Origin of the sequence: Geodermatophilus sp. DF01-2 (genome assembly GCF_004571065.1) — a bacterium.
In the GTDB taxonomy this organism is placed as follows: Bacteria; Actinomycetota; Actinomycetes; order Mycobacteriales; family Geodermatophilaceae; genus Geodermatophilus.
In genome coordinates, this window is sequence record NZ_SPQN01000085.1 from 1 (window position 1) to 17,191 (window position 17,191).

The following is a 17,191-nucleotide window of genomic DNA, read 5'->3' on the forward strand; positions in this document are numbered from 1 at the left end:
CGGCCGCGGCCGGGTGGTGGCGGTCTGGGGCCCGACCGGCGCGCCGGGGCGCACGACGGTGGCCGTGGGGCTCGCCGACGAGGCCGCCCGGCTGGACGTGCCGACCCTGCTGGTCGACGCCGACGTCTACGGCGGGGTGGTGGCCCAGGTGCTCGGTCTGCTGGACGAGTCGCCCGGGCTGGCCGGCGCAGCCCGGCAGGCGGCCGCCGGCACCCTCGACGAGGCGGCGCTCGGCCGGCTGGCCTGGGCGGTGCGGCCCCGGCTGGGGGTCCTGACCGGGCTGGCCCGCGCGGACCGCTGGCCCGAACTGCGGCCGCGTGCCGTGGCCGCCGTGCTCGAGGAGGCGCGTCGGAGCGCCGAGCTCACCGTCGTGGACTGCGCGTTCAGCCTGGAGGAGGACGAGGAACTCTCCTTCGACACCGCGGCCCCGCGGCGCAACGGCGTCACGCTGACCGTGCTGGAGGCCGCGGACACCGTGGTCTGCGTCAGCGGCGCGGACCCCGTGGCGCTGCAGCGCAGCATCCGCGCCCTCGGTGCGCTGCGCGACGTGCTCCCCGACGTCGAGCCGGTGGTGGTGGTCAACCAGGTCCGGAAGGGCCCCGTGCCCGGCGACCCGCGCCGGGAGATCGGGGCCGCCCTGGAACGGTTCGCCGGCCGGACGGTGGCCTTCTTCCTACCCGCCGACCGACGCGCCACCGACTCGGCGCTCGCGGAGGGGCGCACGCTGGCCGAGGTCGCGCCCGCCTCACCCCTGCGGGCGGAGCTGCGGTCGATGGCGGCAGCGTTCGCCGGGGTGCCGGTGCCGGCCTCCGGGCGCCGGCAGCGTCCGCGTCGCCGGGCCGGCTGACCCGGCCGGGATCCGCGGGCCCGCAGGGCGCCCGAGCGGGGCGTACCACCGCCGTCGGGGTGCCCGCGGGCGGTACCGCGTCGTAGCGTGAGGCTCCCGACCCGGAGGAGACCGATGGTGGAGCGCCTGACCACCCTGGACGCGTCGTTCCTCTACCTGGAGAAGCCCGACAACCCGATGCACGTGGGCGGCGTGCTGGTGCTCGAGTCGCCGTCCGGAGGGCTGGACGCGATCGCCTCCCTGGTCGAGGCCCGTCTGCCGCTGGTGCCTCGCTACCGGCAGCGCGTCCTCGAGGTCCCCGGGCACCTGGCCAACCCGGTGTGGGTCGACGACCCGGACTTCGACGTCGAGTACCACGTCCGCCGGTCCGCGGTGCCCCGGCCGGGGAGCGAGGCCCAGCTGCTGGACCTCGTCTCTCGGGTGACCGCCCGGCCGCTCGACCGGGCCCGACCGCTGTGGGAGATCTATCTCGTCGAGGGACTGCCCGACCGTCGGGTCGCGGTGATCACGAAGACCCATCCGGCCCTGGTCGACGGGCTCGGCACGGTGGACATCGGCCAGGTCCTGCTCGACACCTCGCCGGACGCCCCGCTCCCCGAGTCCGAGGAGTGGCGGCCCCGCCGGCTGCCCAGCGCGCTGCAGCTGGTCCGCGAGGCCGTCGGGGAGTACGTGCAGCGCCCGTCGGCGGCGGTGGACACCGCGCGGCACGCCGTCACCGACCTCCGGGCCACGGGCGCCCGCCTCACCAGCGCCGCGGACGGAGCGGTGCGCGCGGCCCGGTCGGCACTGTTCCCGGCGCCGCCCAGCGTGTTGAACGCGACGAGGGGCAGCCAGCGTCGGGTGGCGGTGGCGCGAGCCGACCTCGACGACGTCAAGAAGGTCCGCAAGGCCCACGGCGGGACCGTCAACGATGTGCTGCTGACCGTGGTGACGGGGGCGCTGCGGGACTGGCTGCTGTCGCGCGGTCAGGCCGTCCTCGGCTCGACCTCCGTGCGGGCGCTGGTGCCGGTGTCGGTCCAGGGCGACGAGGAGGAGGCTCCGGGCAGCCGGGTGTCCAGCTACCTGGTGGACCTCCCGGTCGGCGAGCCCAACCCGCGGGTCCGGCTCGCCCGGCTCAACTACGCGATGCGCGGTGTCAGCCAGCACGGGCGGTCGGTCGGCGCGGAGGCGCTCATCGCGCTCACCGGATTCGCCCCGCCGACGCTGCATGCGCTCGGTGCCCGTGCGGCCCGGGGCCTGTCCCGGCGGATGGCCAACCTGGTGGTCACCAACGTGCCCGGCCCGCAGCTGCCGCTGTACGCCGCGGGCGCCCGCATGCTCGAGGTGTTCCCCGTGGTGCCGGTGGCCCCGGGGCAGGGCCTGTCGGTGGGTGTCACCAGCTACGACGGCCGCGTCTTCTTCGGTCTGAACGCCGACCGGGACGGCGTCGGTGACGTCGACGTGCTGGCCGACCTGATCGAGCAGGAGCTCGCGGTCCTGGTCGAGACCGCGGGCTGACCCGGGCGGAGCCCGGTCGCCGGGATACCGTCGGGCCGTCCCCGCTTGCACGAAGGAGCCAGCCCGGTGCGTGTGTACCTGCCCGCCACGACGAGCGTCCTGCGGACCCTCGTGGACGACGGGCGCCTGGCCGGCCCCCTCACCGCCTTCGCGGTCACCCCCGGCCTGCGCGAGTTCTACGTCCTGAGCGACGCCGGGGCCGACGAGGAGGAACTCGAGTACGCCGCCCTCCTCGCCGCGGCGCGGGCCAGTCTCCGGCTGATCGACGTCGACCCGTCCGCGGCCCGGCGCCGGGTGGTGCTCGCCGCCGACGTTCCCGACGCCGCGGTCACCGAGCTCGACGACCCGCACGCCGACCGCGGTGCCGTCCGCATCGCCGGGGACGTCGCGCTGGCCGCCGTGGCCAGCGCGCACGCCGACGGCGCAGAGGCGGAGGACGACGTCCGGGCGGCGGTCACCGTGGTCCTCGAGGCCGACCTCGGCAGCGAGGACGCCCAGTTCGTCGTCGACCAGGCGGAGGGCCACGAGCTCGCCTGGTACGCCACCCAGGAGGTCGGGACGCTCCTCGAACTGCTGTGACACCGTCGTCCTGCGGACGACACCGCGGCCAGGAGCCGTCCTCGGCGTGCGCTGAGCCGTTGTCCGTATCCCGGTCGGGACACCCTGCGGGCCCCGCGACCGGTCCACACCCCGGCCACGTGCCGTCCTCCTGCGTGGAGCCCCTCGAGTCCTCCTGGGAAGCCTCCGGCCTCCCGTCGTCAGGACAGTCCGTCCCCGCGCCGGGATGGCTCGCCCGACGGCGGGTCGCGGCGGGCCACCTGCACCCGCTGCGCGACACCCGCCGTGACGAGCCAGCCGGAGCCGGGGCGCTGCGGAAGCGGCGTGCGGGGGAGCCGGATGCCCAGCAGGTCGGCGTCGCCGGGCGTCGGGGTCAGTAGCAGGCCGTTGCGCCGTCGCCGCAGCGCCGACACCGGGCCGCGGAAGGCGGGCGACAGCTCCGCAGCCGTTCCGGCCACGACGAAGACGAGGCCGGGCACCGCCTCGGCCCCGGCGGCCGCGGCGAGCACCGCGGAATCGGCCAGGGCGGCGGAGTCGTCGACGATCACCGCTCCCGGAGCGCCGCCCAGCCCGGCGAGCCAGGCCCGCCAGCCCTCCACGTCGCCGCCGGTCAGCCGGCACTGCCCCGGTGCGGCCTCCGCGTCGGCCGGCGGTGCGCCCGGGACGAGCCGCAGGACCGCGACGCCCGCGGCCGCGAGGTGCCGGGCGCAGGCCTCGAGCGCGGTGCTCCGGCCGCTGCCGGCCGGCCCGGCGACGAGCAGCCCACCGGTCCGCTCCAGGTCGACGGTCAGCACGCCGCCGTCGTCGCCGCCCGGCCCGACCGGCAGCTGCAGCGGGTGCTCGGCGGCAGCCGCCCCAGGGGGCTGCAGCACCGGTTCGGCCGGCAGCTCGGGGATCGACAGCGGCCGCTCTGCACCGGGCGACACGGTAGGGGCGGCGGCGGGCAGGGAGCGGGGGAGGGCCAGCTGGCACTCCAGGGCGTCCTCGCCGACCAGAGCGCGGCCCGGCGGCCGGGAGTTCGGCACGGCGCGAGCCGGGATGCCCGCGACGGCGTAGTCGGCGCGATCCGGCAGCGGGAGGACCAGCCGGGTGGCCACGGCGTTCGCCAACCGGCCACCGGGAACGGCCCGGTCCGCGGTGAGCAGGCAGGTCAGCCCGGCCGCACCGCCGTCCCGGACCAGCCGCAGCAGCACCGCCGAGCCCCGGCCCGGGTCGGCCTCGTCCAGCTGCGCCATCACCGACTCCGCGCCGTCGACGAGCAGCAGGAGGAGCGGCCGCCGCTCCCCGGCCGGCGCGGCGCGGCGGGCGGCCACCTCCTGCCCGAGCCGGTCGAGCAGCCGAACGGTCCGCAAGGCGTCGTCCCCGCCGACGGCCGTGCCGGTGTGCGGGAGACCGGCACCGGCCGCCGCGAGCCCGCCGCCGCCGTGGTCGAGGACGTGGACGTGCAGCCGGTCGGGGCCGAGGGCGGTGACCGCCTCGGCGAGCGCGGTTCGCAGGAACGTCGTCCGGCCGCTGCGGGGCCCGCCCACGGCGAGCCAGCCCCCTGCTCGTCCCAGGTCCAGTTCCAGCGGCTCCTGCGCCTGGGCGCCCGGGCGGTCGAGCAACCCCAGCCGCAGGTGGGTCGTCGGTGAGGCCGCGGGCTGATGGCCGTGCCGGGACGGCATGGTCGCCAGGTCCTCGGCGGAGAGGCTGTCCGGGAGGGCGGGGCACCACGGCCGGTGCGGAGGAGGCAGGCTCGCCTCCGCGGCCCGGCGGACCAGTGCCTCGGTGAGCCGGGCCAGGTCGGTGCTCCCGGTCGACACCTCGTCGGCGGGGGCTGCTGCGGGGGCCGGCCAGCGCCACGCACGGACCTGCGGACAGGTGTGCCGGCCCACCGGTGGTGCGCCGGAGACCCGCGCGGCCTGGAACAGCACGGGCGGTCCGCCGCCGGCCCGCAGGTAGCCGCGTCCCGGGGTGTCGATCGGCAGGAGGGCGGCCTGAGGGGTGCCGAGCACGTCCCGGGACTCCGCCTCGTCGGTGGTCCGCAGGCAGATCCGCAGCGTGCAGTTGGCCCGGATCTCGGGGGAGACGACGCCGCTGGGCCGCTGGGTGGCCAGCACTAGGTGCACGCCGAGCGAGCGGCCCCGCTGGGCGATGCCGACGAGCCCCGAGAGGAAGGCCGGCAGCTCCTCGGCGAGCCCCGCGAACTCGTCGACGACGATCACCAGGCGGGCCAGGTCCACGGTGTCGGGCAGGGCGGCCAGGTCCGCCGCGCCGTGGGCGGCGAGCAGGGCCTCGCGGCGGGTCAGCTCGGCGGTGAGCGACCGCAGGGCCCGGGCGGTGGCCGTGCCGTCGAGGTCGGTCAGCAGGCCGACGGTGTGCGGCAGCGCGGCGGCCTCCGCGAAGGCCGCGCCGCCCTTGTAGTCGACGAGCAGGAAGGAACAGCGGTCCGGCGGGTGGGCGAGGGCCAGGCCGGCGATGAGCGTCTGCAGCAGCTCGGACTTGCCGGAGCCGGTGGTCCCGGCCACCAGGGCGTGCGGCCCGTGCCGGCAGAGGTCGACCGACACGCTCCCCGCTCCGGTGCGGCCCAGCGTCGCGACGAGGGTGTCCCGGGCCCGCGACCACGCGCCGGCCGGCGAGCCGTCGGGTGCGATGCCGGCGCCGGGGGACGGCAGGTCGAGCAGCCGGACGTGCCGCGGCATCGTCCCACCGGAGGTGGCGGGCACCAGCGCGGCCAGGTCGCGGGCGAGCGCCGCCGCCATCGGGAGCGGCAGACGGTCGACGGCTCCCACCGGCCGCTCGGCCACGCCGGCGCGGACGAGGGTCGCCCGCTCGCCGGTCTCGCCCCCCAGCTCCAGCACGGCGTCGCCCACCCCCGGGAGGCCGGTCGACCAGGAGCCACAGGTGAGGGTGACCACCCCAGCCGTGCGCGCCCGACGGAGGAGGCTGAGCAAGCGCGGACCGGCCGGCCGGTCGACCAGGACGACGGTCCAGCCGGGTGCGGCGTCCTCGGCCCCGGGTGCGCCGGCGGCCGGGCCGTCACCGGCCGCCCGCCGGGACAGCCGCGCGGTCAGCCAGCGGAGCCCGTCCTCGCCGGAGCCCTCGGCGGAGGTGGCGGCGCAGACGTGCACGGCGTCCGCAGCGAGGTGGGGCAGCCACCGCAGCCACGCCCAGTCGGGCAGTCGGTCCGGCGTCGTGAGCAGCACCAGGTCCACCTCGCCGGGGGCGTGCAGCACGGCCAGCTGACCGAGGACCCCGGTGAGCACCCCCACGGCCGGACCGCGCGGCCCGACCACGCCCAGCCCGCCGGTGGCGGCCAGCTCGACGACGACGGGCAGCCGGTCCGACGGCTCCCGGCGCCGGGAGCCGTCGGGCTCCACCCGTGTCACCCGGGACTCGCCCGACCCGGCGCCGATGCGCACCACGAGCGCGTCGGCGTCGGTCCGCCGGCGTTGCCAGAGGCCGGTGGATCGGCGGCGGGCCGCGGTGGTGAGGGCGGCCAGGTCCGGATGCGCCGCCTCGGCCGCCCGCTCGTCGGCCCGGACCGCGACGGCCAGCCGTTCCTGGGCATCGGCCAGCTCGGCCGTGTGGAGAGCGCGCGAGCGGCGCGCGCTGCGACGGCCCGACCACCGGTCGGACAGCCACGTGCCGATCGCGACGACCGGGCTCAGCAGCGCGAAGAACAGGAAGTGCGGAACCTCCAGCACCCAGGCCAGGGTGATCCCACCCACCGCGGGCAGCGCCACGGCGACCCAGGCCAGCCGGCGCGGCGGAGGGGGGACGGGAGCGGCCGGGAGGGCGACCTCGACCTCCTCGCGGGGTGGGCGCAGCCGTGGGTGCGGGCGCAGGGTCAGCCGCCCCCCGGTTCCGTCCTGGACGACGGCGCGCGCACCTCCGGGTCCCGTCGCCCGCAGCGTGCTGGCCCCCACCTGGAGCGCGGAGCCCGCGACCCAGGGCCGGGCGTCTTCCCCGAGGGGCTCGCCGTCCAACCGACTGCCGTTGGTGGAGCCGAGGTCGCGCACCGTGAGGTCTCCGGTGCCGACGTCGACGAGGACGTGCCGACGGGAGACGTCGGGGTCGCTCAGCCGGACGGCGGCCTCGCCGCCGCGGCCGACGACGTGCCGGCCCCGGTCGAGCGGCAGCGTCGTCCCGGCGTCGGGTCCGCCTACGACGTGCAGCTCCAGTGCGCTCGACCGCGGAGCGGCGCCCGAGCGCGGGCCGGGGCGGCCGAGGCCCAGCAGCGCGCCGTGCACCAGCCGGGGGTCGGTCAGCGGCAGGTCGCCGTCCAGGCGGGTGGAACCGGCCCACAGCTCCGCGGACGGCAGGCCCACGGCAGTGGCCAGGGCCGGCAGCACCGCGCCGAGCCGGTCGTCGTCGCAGGCGCTGACCGCCACGTCGAGAGCGTCGGCGGACGCGACGAGGGTCCAGGAACGGGTGGCAGGGGAGCGGGCGGGCACGCGCCGACCCTGCCCGTCCCGGGTGCCCACCGGAGCCCCCCGGCCGGGTCTGTGGACGGGCCCGGGGGCTGTGGACGACGACGGCCGGGGCGGGGCACCGACGCCCTACCGTCACCCCGACCGGGAGGGACCCGGACCACGAGGAGGACACGTGAAGGTCGAGATCGCCACCCTGCAGTCGCTGGCCGGCCAGTGCCGCGCCGAGGCCGCCGACACCACCGCCCGCCACGCCGCCCTGTCGAGCAGCGTGGACGCCTCGGTGCTCGAGGGCTGGACCGACAGCCAGGCGGCGGCCCGGTTCACCGAGCTCTACGAGCAGTGGCGGCTCAGCGCCCAGGGTGTCAGCGACGCGCTCACCGGCATGGGGGGGCTGCTCACCAGCGTGGCGGCGTCCTACCAGCAGCACGAGGCGGACATGGCCGCCCGCATCGGCGCGCTGATCTGAGCCGGTGTCGCACGCTGTAGCCGGCTCAGCCCGGCGGAGCGGCCCCGACCGGCGAGATCTCGGCCGGAGCCCCTCCGCCGACGCGGGAGCGCAGCCGCCGGGCGGCGTCGGGCAGCCGTTCCCACGCGAGGATCGACAGGATCGCCACGCAGTGCGGCAGGAAGATGATCGTCACGCTGGCGTAGACGGCGAGGTGGAAACCGAGCAGGAAAACCACGAGGGCGACCCGGGCCCGCGCCGACCACACGAGCAGCATCAGCGGTGCGGCGAACTCCAGCACGAGCATCGCCCACTGGGCCGCCACCAGCAGGCCCGGCACCTCGAGGGTCCAGTCCGACAGCACCGTGCCCCGCCGCACGATGGCGCGGGTCAGCGTCGAGCCGGTCGCCCAGTCCCAACCGCCGAAGCGCATCTTCGCCCAGGCGGCGAGGAAGTAGGTGAGCATGACGGTGACGAACACCGCCGCCATGGCCCACCCGGCGGCCTCGGAGGAACGCCGGTCGCGCCACCGGACCCGCCCGATCGTCGGCAGCACCGCGAGCGCGACGAGATAGGCGATCCGGTCGTGGTCCACCTTCCCGTAGCTCATGGCGATGACCATCCACTCCAGGTAGAGGAGGAACACCGCAGTCCCGAGCAGGCGGGGCGCCCGGCCGGTCGCCGCCGCCAGCGCGGCCGCGACCAGGGCCCACTGGACGACGTGCACCAGCGCCGGCGTGGGCGCGGGCAGCGGCAGCAGCTGGCCGATGGTCAGCGGCGCGTACCACTCGGTCGGGACGTCGGCGTGCGCCCGGACCCACGCCGTGGTCAGGAAGACGTCGACCGGGACGAACAGGTAGGCGATGGTGCGGAAGGCGGCGATCCGCGCCAGCGGGACGGGCCGGAACCACCAGCCCGAGACGCCCCCGCGGCCCGGTGACGACGGCGCGGCGGGAGTCGCGCCGGGGAACACGGCGGCGCTCATGGAGTGCCCTCCTGGTGGGTTGCGGCCACCGTGTGGTCGATGAGCACGCTCTCGGTGACCTCGCCGGTGCGGCGGCCGTCGTCGAGAGCGTGGCGGCGTTGCACGACCCGCACCGCGACCAGCGGCTCGGCGCCGGGGTGGTGGACGGCGTAGGACTGCGCCAGCAGCCCCAGCAGCTCGGGTTCGTCCACGAGCCGGGGCAGCTGGCCCTCGAACTCGGCGCGGCGCAGGCCGACCTCGCCGCCGGACAGCCGGACCTGGTCGCCGTCGGCGGTCACGCCGACCACCCTGGTCGAGACCACCGGCCGGTCGGGGTCGGCGCGCGTCGAGTACATCCGGAACGGGCCGAACGGGAACTCCGAGTCGTTGCCCCACACGGTGCCGCCCAGCAGCAGGGCCAACACGACGGCGGTGGCGGCGAGCCGGGCCCGCCGGCCGGTGGGGGAGAGCGTCAGGACACCGGGCTTCCCGGGGTCCGGAACGGGAGGAGCCGGTACCACGGGCGCATCGTAGGATCGGCGGCCGTCCAGATGGGTCACCGACGCCGCGTGGTGGGCAACTGGCCCGCCGGGCATGGTGGGCCCCCGCTCCCAGCCGTCCGTGCCCCGTCGTCAGCGTCGACACCGGGAGTCAGCACATGCAGTTCGGTCGGTACTACGAGGAGTTCGAGGTCGGAGCCGTCTACAAGCACTGGCCCGGCAAGACCGTCACCGAGTACGACGACCACCTGTTCTGCCTGATCACGATGAACCACCACCCGCTGCACCTGGACAGCCACTACGCGGCGGAGACGACCGACTTCGGCAAGAACGTCGTGGTCGGCAACTACGTCTACTCGCTGCTGCTGGGCATGAGCGTCCCCGACGTCTCCGGCAAGGCCATCGCGAACCTGGAGATCGAGTCGCTGCGGCACGTGGCGCCGACCTTCCACGGCGACACGATCTACGGCGAGACGACGGTCTTGGACAAGACCGAGTCGAGGTCGAAGGACGACCGCGGGGTCGTCCACGTCGAGACGATCGGCTACAAGCAGGACGGCACGGTCGTCTGCGTCTTCCGGCGCAAGGTCATGGTCCCCAAGCGCTCCTACGGTGAGGCCCGCGGCGGCGAGCAGCCCGGCCGCCCGGAGCCGAAGCCGCGCAGCTGACGTGCCGGCGTGCTGCCGGGCCGCGTCAGGTCGGCAGCACGCCCCAGCCGCGCAGCGTCTCCAGCAGCTGCGGCGTGCAGGTCAGCCGCTCGAGGTCGGCCGCGTCGGCGAAGGTGACGGCGTCCGCGTCGTCCCCGGCCACCGGCGTCGCCTCCGGGTCCAGCAACGTGCAGGTCAGGTCGACGACGTCGTAGAGGACGCCCGGGCCGCGCACCCGCACCCGGCCGACCTCGGTACCGGCCCGCACCGCCAGGCCCGTCTCCTCGCGCACCTCACGCTCGACCGCCGCGGCGGCGGACTCCCCGGCCTCGACCCGTCCGCCGGGCACCGACCACAATCCGCGGCCGGGCTCGTGGCCCCGCCGGATCAGCAGCAGCCGGCCGCGGGCGTCGAGCACCACGGCACCGACGCAGGCGACCACCGGCAGCTCGGCCGCGAAGGCGTCAGTGGCGTGCGACATGTCCCGAACGGTACGCACGGCACCCTCGGGTGCCAGCGCTTGACGAACCCGTCAGGTCACAGGACGGTGATGCCCGATGACTGCCACCACGGTCTGTCCCCGCTGCGGCGAGCGCGTGGTCGTCCGCCCCGGGAACTCGGCTCAGGCATGGTGCCACGTCCACGGCGCGGTGACGCCGCTGCACCACACACTGCTCGTGGCGCACGACGCCATCGCCGCGGTCACCGCCGACGCCCGGGTGCCGGCGTGGGTGCCCGACCCGATGTCGCCGGGCTGGTCGGTCACCGGCCTGGCATGGGGCGGTGAGCCCGGCGCCCGGGCGATCGTCGTCGACTGCGCCGGTCCGGCGCCGCTGGGCGGCTCGGCCGAGCTGGTGCTCGTCGCCGAGGAGCCGGGCACGGGGGTCGGCTGCGGGTACGCCGGGCTGCCCGGACCCGATCCCGGCGACGTGATCTCCGGCCCTTCGTCGGCCGACGTCGACGCCGCGGGTCAGCGTGCACCGCTGTGGGCGGTGCCGACCTCCGACGACCGGGCGGCCTTCGTCGGGGAGGCCTTCGGCGTGTGGTTGTGGCTGGTCATGTGGCCCATGTCGGCGGCATGGTTGCTCGCCGAGCAGCTGCAGCTGCTGGACCTGCGCGATCGCCTCTACCCGGACCTGCCGCTCGGCCCGCCCAGTGAGCACCTCCTGCCCGGGCCGTGACGGACCGGACCTGTACGACCCACGACGCGACGGCGTGTCCCGGGAAGGGGCCCTGCGATGTGTGTTACGCATGGGGCTCGTCGTGGGGACGCCCCTGTCCGCACACCTGCCCAGGACTCCCCGCGGAGGTGACGGTGAAGAAGGTCCTCACCTGGCTGGCGCTCGCTTTCGTGATCTTCTACATCATCTCGGCGCCGGAGAGCTCCGCCGACATCGTGCGATCCGCCGGCCAGGCGCTGGGCGACGCGGCGTCGTCGGTCGCGTCGTTCTTCGAGTCCCTGGCCTAGGCAGGCCGGCGTGGGCGGCCCGGCAGCCCCGGCCTCCGACGGCCGCCGGCCGCGGTGGAGCAAGGACGCCGACAAGTACCTGCTCCCGCACGAGCAGCCGCCCGTCATCGCCACCCGCCGGCACTGGGCGGTGCTCATCGAGCCGGGCCTCAAGGCGCTGCCGCTGCTGGCGATCGGCGGCTGGCTGCTGCTGCTCGACCCCGACGACCGCATCTCCACCACGGTTGGCTTCCTGGTGCTCGTCGGCGCGCTCGGGTACCTGGCGCTGCGGGGCGGCGAGTGGTGGATGCGGCACTTCATCGTCACCAACCGCCGGGTGCTGTTGACCACCGGGATCGTCGTCCGGACCGTCGCCCTGTTGCCGCTGCGCCGGATCACCGACCTCACGTACAAGGAGACGCTGCTGGGCCAGCTGCTCGGCTACGGCACCTTCCGCTTCGAGTCGGCCGGGCAGCAGCAGGCGCTGTCGGAGATCACCTACCTGCCGCGGGCGGACGTGCTGTACCGCAGGGTCAGCGACCTGCTCTTCGGGGCCGACGACGCCGACACGGGGGACGACGAGGGCAACCCCGAGCCGCCGCCGCGGGTCGCCCGCCCGCCCCTGCCGCCGTCGCCGCCGCGTCCGGACCACACGGGCCCCGAGCACGCCGCCCCCGAGAGCGGGCGGCGGGACACCGAGCCGATCCCACCGCTGCGCCCGCGGGGTCCCCGCTCCCCGCGGGTGGCCGGTCGCCGGGTGCGGCAGGGTGGGCGGTGATGCGGATCGACCTCCACACCCACTCGTCGGTCTCCGACGGCACCGACAGCCCCGCCGACCTGCTGGCCACCGCCCGCGCCGCAGGCCTGGACGTCGTCGCCCTCACCGACCACGACACCACCGCCGGCTGGGCCGCCGCCGAGCAGACCCGCCCGGCCGGACTGACCGTCGTCCCGGGGATGGAGTTGTCCTGCCGGTGGTTCCCGGCCGGGGCGCCGCCGATCAGCGTGCACCTGCTGGCCTACCTCTTCGACCCCGAGCACCCCGCCCTGGCCGCCGAGCGGGCCCGCCTGCGCGACGAGCGGCTCGGCCGCGGCGAGCGGATCGTGGCCGCGCTCGCCGAGGCCGGTTACCCCGTCGTCTGGACCGAGATCGTCGAGCGCTCGGGCGGCGGCGTGGTCGGCCGTCCGCACGTGGCCCGTGCGCTGGTCGAGGCCGGTGTCGTGGAGTCGGTGGACCACGCCTTCACCACCCTGCTGCACCACCGCAGCCCCTACTACGTCGCGAAGGCCGACACCGACGTTCTCGAGGGCATCGCGATGGTGCGCGCTGCGGGCGGGGTCCCCGTGTTCGCGCACGGCCTGGCCACCCGGCGCGGCCGGGTGGTCGGCGACGAGGCGATCGCGGCGATGGTCGAGGCCGGGCTGCTCGGCCTGGAGGTCGACCACCCCGACCACGACCCGGAGGAGCGCGCCCACATGCGCGGGCTGGCTGCCGACCTCGGGCTGCTGGTGACCGGCTCCAGCGACTACCACGGCACGAACAAGACGACGCCGATCGCCGCGTGCACCACCGCGCCGGACCAGTTCGAGGCGCTGCTGGCCGCCGGGACCGGCGCCGCGCCGTACGGCGACCGGCCCGGGACGGTCGGTGCCCGCGGATAGCGTGGCCCCATGGGAGGCGCGCAACTGGAGATGCCCGGTATGCCACGGCGGCTGTTCCCGGCCACGCCGAGCAAGCTGGCCGCCTTCAGCGACTGCCCGCGCCGCTACCGGCACGCCTACGTCGACCGGCCGACCCCGGCCAAGGGCCCGGCGTGGGCGCACAACAGCGTCGGCTCGGCGGTGCACGCCGCGCTGCGCTCGTGGTGGGAGCTGCCGTTGCCGAAGCGCACCCCGGCCGCGGCGCGCCAGCTGCTGTACGGGGCCTGGTCGCCGGCCGGCTTCCGCGACGCCGAGCAGTCCGACCGGTGGCGCGCCCGGGCGGCCGGCTGGCTGACCGACTACGTCCCCGGGCTCGACCCCGCCGACGAACCGGTCGGCACCGAGCGGCAGGTGGCCGCCACCACCGAGCGGCTGGCGCTCTCCGGCCGGGTCGACCGCATCGACCAGCGCGGCGACGAACTGGTCGTCGTCGACTACAAGACCGGCCGCTCGGTCTGCACCGACGACGAGGCCCGCGGCTCACCCGCGCTGGCCGCGTACGTCCTCGGCGTCCGCCGCACGCTGCGCCGGCCGTGCAGCCGGGTCGAGCTGCACCACCTGCCCACCGGCACGGTGGCCGCCTTCGAGCACACCGACCGCTCGCTGGCCAACCACGTCCGGCGGGCCGAGGACGTCGCCGCCGACATCGCGACGGCCACCGCGGCCGTCGACGGTGGAGAGGACCCGGACGTCGCCTTCCCCGCGGCCCCCGGTCGGCAGTGCGGCTGGTGTGACTTCCGGCCCAGCTGCGCGGTCGGCCAGGCGGCGACCCCACCGCGGGAGGCGTGGAGCTTCCTCGCCGAGGAGGCCCCCGCGGGCGCGTGACGGTTCCCGGGACCGACCGCCCCAGTGGCGCATCGTCAAGCGGTCAGCGGGACCGCCGGCGCGACGCGTTCCCGCGCGGCCCGCACGATCGGCGACTCCCGTACCCGCGCCGGCACCGTCAGCGCCGCCTGGCGGAAGGCACGCACGCCCGCGGTCGCGGCGGCGTCGGTCAGACCGAGGCCGGGCAGGCCGTAGAGCTGGCGTGCCCAGCGCGGCAGCGTGGCCACCCCGAGCGAGGCCAGCGTGCTCCACGCCGGCCGGGCGGGGGTGAGCAGCTGCACCCACGCGGGCATCGGCGGGAGCAGGACCAACCGGGACGCATCGCGTGCCGCCGGGGTCACCGCCAGCTGGGGACGCATCCGCTCCAGGTAGGCGTCGAGCTCGGTGGCCGTCGCCGGCACGTCGTCGACGTCGCAGCCGACCAGCACCGCGGCGGTCACCTGCTCGGCGACGTACCGGTCGGCGTCGGCGCCGGGAAGCGGTACGCCGGCGCGGCGGGCGACCGACAGCAGCGACTCCACCTCGCAGCAGTGCACCCAGAGCAGCAGGTCCGGGTCGTCGACACCGTAGCGCCGGCCGGTGGTCTCCTCGACCGCGGACCGGCCCCGGTGCATGCCCCGCACCCGGCGCACCGCCCGCAGCGCGTCCCGGCGGGTGCCGAAGGTCAGGGTCGCCACGTACTCGGCGGTGCGGGTCAGCCGCGCCCACGGCTCGCTGGAGAAGGCGGCGGAGAAACGGTGGACGCCGTCCATCGCCACCGGGTGCAGCGCCTGCAGCAGCAGCGCCCGGATGCCGCCGACGGAGAACGCCGGGTCGGCGTGGATCCGCCAGCTGACGCTGTCCGGGCCGAAGAAGCCCAGCAGGTCCTCCTCGGCCGTGAAGTCCCTGGCCGACGGCGTCCGGTTCACCGCAGCACGCCCGCCTCGTCGGCCGCGGACCCGGTGCCGGCTCCGCGCGGGTCGCCCCAGAACGCCAGCAGCACCTCCAGCGTGCGAGCCGGGTTCTCGATGGCGGGGGAGTGGATGGCGCCGGCGATGACCTCGTGCCGGGCCCCCAGGCGGCAGGCCATGTCCATCTGCGCAGCCGGCGTCCAGGCGTCGTCCGCGGCGCCGTGCGCCACCAGCACCGGGACGCCGGTGGCCGCCAGCTCGGCGACCCGGTCCGGCTCGCTGGTCATCGCGTCGGCCATGCCGCGCAGGCTCGCCGCGCTGGTGGCCAGGAAGCGGCGGGACAGGAACTCCCGGGTGGGCGCGGGCACCAGCTGCGCCCTCGGGTCGGTCATGGCCAGCTGCTCCAGCGTCTCGTTCACCAGCGGCACCCCGCCGGCGTCGAGCAGCGGGGAGAGGTGCTCGAGCAGCTGCGCCCGGGCGCCGACCAGCCGAGAGGGGCCGGAGCCGAGCAGCGTGAGCGTCGTGAACGCCGACGGCTCGGCCAGGACCGCGGCCCGGCTGACCAGCCCGCCGAACGAGTGGCCGACCAGGTGCAGTGCGGAGACCTTCTCGGCGCGCAGCTCGCCGGCGATGGCGACGAGGTCGTCGCCGAGCTCGGCGACCGAGTAGCGGGCCGGGTCGTCGGGCCCGGGCGATTCGAACTGGCCCCGTTGGTCGAGGGCGACGACGCGGTACCCGGCAGCGCACAGCGGGCGCAACAGCGGTGCGAAGTCCTCCTTGCTGCCGGTGAAACCCGCGACCATCAGCACGGTGCCGCGCTCCCCGTCGCCCCCGGTGTCGAGCGCCGTCAGCGGGCCCGCGCCGCCGGTGAACGCGCGGTGCCGTGCGTCGTGGTCGGCCAGCTGGCGGAGGTCGTCGGGGGCGATGGACAGGGGGGCGCAGTCGTCGGGGCCGCCGGGCATCACCATGGCCACCAGTCAACCTCGCAGGCGGCCCCGGTGCAGTCGAAGGACCCCGGCCTCCTCACCCCTCGCAGGCTCGGGGCGAGCCTCTGGCCGGAGCCGGAGCCGGGGCCGGGGCCGGGGCCGGGGCCGAGTGGGAGGCAGCGGGGTCCTTCCTCAGCGGTAGGCGACGACCCGGTCGGGCAGCTGGTTGACGACGACGGGGCCGGCCACGGCCAGCAGCCCGCCGGCGCGCAGACCGGTTGTTGCGGAGCGGGAGAGCTCCTCGCCGGTCGCGAGGTCGCGGAGGACGACGGCGTCGCTCTCGGGCACCGGTATCGACGTCCCCTCGGGGGCGAGCGCGCGCTCGACCGGGCCGAACGGCAGGCCGACCGCCGCGGTCCGCCAGCGGACCGCACCGGTGCCCTGGTCGACCGCCGCGAGGGTGCCGTCGGCCAGCACCAGGGCGGTGGTGCCGACGCCGGTCACCCTCACGTCCTCCGTAGCGGGGGCGACCGGCGGGCCCAGGGGGGCGCCGTCGGCGCCGGCGAGCAGTTGCACCCCGGCGTCTCCGCCGAGCACGACCGCCTGCTCGACACCGGCCAGCGTCGTCCCGTCGGTCACGTCGCGGGTCCACAGCGGGGTGCCGTCGTAGCCGTCGAAGAGGCGGACCTGCAGCGACGCCGTACAGCGCTGCAGGACGGCGACGCCCGCGCCTCCGACGTCGGCGTCCTCGATCGAGCAGCCATCGCCCGGCGCCTGTCGCCAACGGATGTTGTCGCCGACCGGGTCGAGGGTGACGACGCCGGTGGGGCTGGCGACCAGCACGATGCCGTCGGTGCTGGACAGCACCATGTCGGGACGCAGGTCGAGGTTGCGGGTCCACGCCCGCACTCCCGTGTCGACGGAGAGGGCGACCGCTTCGTCGCAGCGGTCCTCGGTGCGGAAGACGGCGATGACCAGGCCACCGACGACGGTCCAGTCGCAGAGCTGCGCGTTGGCGCGGGTGTAGCGCCAGCCCTCGTCGCCGGTGCCCACGGCGAGCGCGCGCACCCCGTGCTCGCCGGCGACGACGACGCGGCCGCCGTCCACCGTCGACCGGGGTGCGCCGTCCGTCGGGGTGGTCGGGGCGGTCCAGACGGCGGAGACCGAACCGGCCGGCGTCCCCTCGGGGACGGCGGCCGGTTCCGCGGTGGTGCTCTCCGTGGCCGCCGCGTCGGAACCCCGCCACAGGAGAGCGGCGACGACGACCAGCGCGAGGGCGGCCGCCGTCCACACCCACACCCGCAACGGCGGACGCATGGTGACGTGCTGGAACGGCCCGCCTTCAGGGGCCCGCCCCAAGCGAAGCGAGGGGTGGGGGGAAGGCGGGTCCTCCATCAGGCGGCGGGCTCGGCGGAGCCCCGGCCGGCCCCGCCGCGGCGGCGCCGGCGGCGCGTGCGGGCCGGACCCTCACCGGTCGCGACGCCCTCGCCGGCCGGCGCGTCGGCGGACGGCTCCGCGGGACCGCCGAC

At 76.5% G+C, this 17,191-nt stretch carries 17 protein-coding genes; 10 read left to right on the forward strand and 7 right to left on the reverse strand.

What is annotated here, in order from left to right:
- The 3 genes from E4P41_RS18025 to E4P41_RS18035 form a co-directional block, all read left to right on the forward strand.
- Positions 1-847: chromosome partitioning protein (locus E4P41_RS18025; RefSeq protein ID WP_135142635.1), on the forward strand; the 847-nt coding region annotated here is incomplete at its 5' end.
- A gap of 114 nt (positions 848-961) precedes the next feature.
- Entirely contained in the window at positions 962-2,344 is a 1,383-nt protein-coding gene (locus tag E4P41_RS18030) for a wax ester/triacylglycerol synthase family O-acyltransferase (protein ID WP_135142636.1), read from the forward strand.
- Between the two features lie 66 nt (positions 2,345-2,410).
- Complete coding sequence (locus E4P41_RS18035) at positions 2,411-2,923, forward strand: hypothetical protein (RefSeq protein ID WP_135142637.1); 513 nt, start codon at positions 2,411-2,413, stop codon at positions 2,921-2,923.
- A gap of 179 nt (positions 2,924-3,102) precedes the next feature.
- Here E4P41_RS18035 and E4P41_RS18040 read toward each other — a convergent pair whose 3' ends face one another.
- Positions 3,103-7,338 (reverse strand): FtsK/SpoIIIE domain-containing protein, encoded by a 4,236-nt coding sequence (locus E4P41_RS18040; protein ID WP_167761162.1) that lies wholly within the window; start codon positions 7,336-7,338, stop codon positions 3,103-3,105.
- 151 nt (positions 7,339-7,489) lie between these two features.
- Here E4P41_RS18040 and E4P41_RS18045 point away from each other — a divergent pair, with 151 nt between their 5' ends.
- Complete coding sequence (locus E4P41_RS18045) at positions 7,490-7,783, forward strand: WXG100 family type VII secretion target (protein ID WP_135142639.1); 294 nt, start codon at positions 7,490-7,492, stop codon at positions 7,781-7,783.
- A 25-nt stretch (positions 7,784-7,808) separates the two neighbouring features.
- Here the strand turns inward: E4P41_RS18045 and E4P41_RS18050 are convergent, their stop codons facing one another.
- Together E4P41_RS18050 and E4P41_RS18055 are read right to left on the reverse strand one after the other, a co-directional pair.
- Entirely contained in the window at positions 7,809-8,747 is a 939-nt protein-coding gene (locus E4P41_RS18050; RefSeq protein ID WP_135142640.1) for an MFS transporter permease, read from the reverse strand.
- Positions 8,744-9,247 (reverse strand): hypothetical protein, encoded by a 504-nt coding sequence (locus tag E4P41_RS18055; RefSeq protein WP_245177459.1) that lies wholly within the window; start codon positions 9,245-9,247, stop codon positions 8,744-8,746. Before E4P41_RS18055 ends, E4P41_RS18050 begins: the two co-directional genes overlap by 4 nt.
- Positions 9,248-9,384: 137 nt before the next feature.
- Between E4P41_RS18055 and E4P41_RS18060 the strand changes: the two genes are divergently transcribed.
- The gene (locus tag E4P41_RS18060) at positions 9,385-9,894 is read left to right on the forward strand and encodes a MaoC family dehydratase (protein WP_135142642.1); all 510 of its coding nucleotides are present in this window, start codon (positions 9,385-9,387) and stop codon (positions 9,892-9,894) included.
- Positions 9,895-9,919: 25 nt separating this feature from the next.
- Here the strand turns inward: E4P41_RS18060 and E4P41_RS18065 are convergent, their stop codons facing one another.
- Positions 9,920-10,354, reverse strand: coding sequence for an NUDIX domain-containing protein (locus E4P41_RS18065; protein ID WP_167761163.1), 435 nt, complete (start codon positions 10,352-10,354; stop codon positions 9,920-9,922).
- 76 nt (positions 10,355-10,430) lie between these two features.
- On the opposite strand from E4P41_RS18065, the gene E4P41_RS18070 reads away from it, so the two are divergent.
- From E4P41_RS18070 to E4P41_RS18085, 5 genes are all read left to right on the forward strand, one after another.
- A complete protein-coding gene (locus E4P41_RS18070) occupies positions 10,431-11,054 on the forward strand; it encodes a DUF6758 family protein (RefSeq protein WP_135142644.1) in 624 nt (207 codons plus the stop codon).
- Positions 11,055-11,188: 134 nt separating this feature from the next.
- Positions 11,189-11,341, forward strand: a complete 153-nt coding sequence (locus E4P41_RS22330) for a hypothetical protein (RefSeq protein WP_167761164.1) — start codon at positions 11,189-11,191, stop codon at positions 11,339-11,341.
- Positions 11,342-11,351: 10 nt separating this feature from the next.
- On the forward strand, positions 11,352-12,098 hold the full coding sequence (locus E4P41_RS18075) for a PH domain-containing protein (protein WP_135142645.1): 747 nt from the start codon (positions 11,352-11,354) through the stop codon (positions 12,096-12,098).
- Positions 12,098-12,982, forward strand: coding sequence for a PHP domain-containing protein (locus tag E4P41_RS18080; protein ID WP_135142646.1), 885 nt, complete (start codon positions 12,098-12,100; stop codon positions 12,980-12,982). Before E4P41_RS18075 ends, E4P41_RS18080 begins: the two co-directional genes overlap by 1 nt.
- A gap of 9 nt (positions 12,983-12,991) precedes the next feature.
- The gene (locus E4P41_RS18085; protein ID WP_135142647.1) at positions 12,992-13,846 is read left to right on the forward strand and encodes a PD-(D/E)XK nuclease family protein; all 855 of its coding nucleotides are present in this window, start codon (positions 12,992-12,994) and stop codon (positions 13,844-13,846) included.
- Positions 13,847-13,881: 35 nt separating this feature from the next.
- On the opposite strand, the gene E4P41_RS18090 is transcribed toward E4P41_RS18085, so the two are convergent.
- The 3 genes from E4P41_RS18090 to E4P41_RS18105 form a co-directional block, all read right to left on the reverse strand.
- A complete protein-coding gene (locus E4P41_RS18090) occupies positions 13,882-14,754 on the reverse strand; it encodes an oxygenase MpaB family protein (protein ID WP_135142648.1) in 873 nt (290 codons plus the stop codon).
- Positions 14,751-15,704 (reverse strand): alpha/beta hydrolase, encoded by a 954-nt coding sequence (locus E4P41_RS18095; protein ID WP_167761165.1) that lies wholly within the window; start codon positions 15,702-15,704, stop codon positions 14,751-14,753. The genes E4P41_RS18090 and E4P41_RS18095 overlap by 4 nt, the downstream gene beginning before the upstream one ends.
- A 150-nt stretch (positions 15,705-15,854) precedes the next feature.
- A complete protein-coding gene (locus E4P41_RS18105) occupies positions 15,855-16,979 on the reverse strand; it encodes a PQQ-binding-like beta-propeller repeat protein (protein WP_135142650.1) in 1,125 nt (374 codons plus the stop codon).
- Positions 16,980-17,191 lie beyond the last annotated feature (212 nt).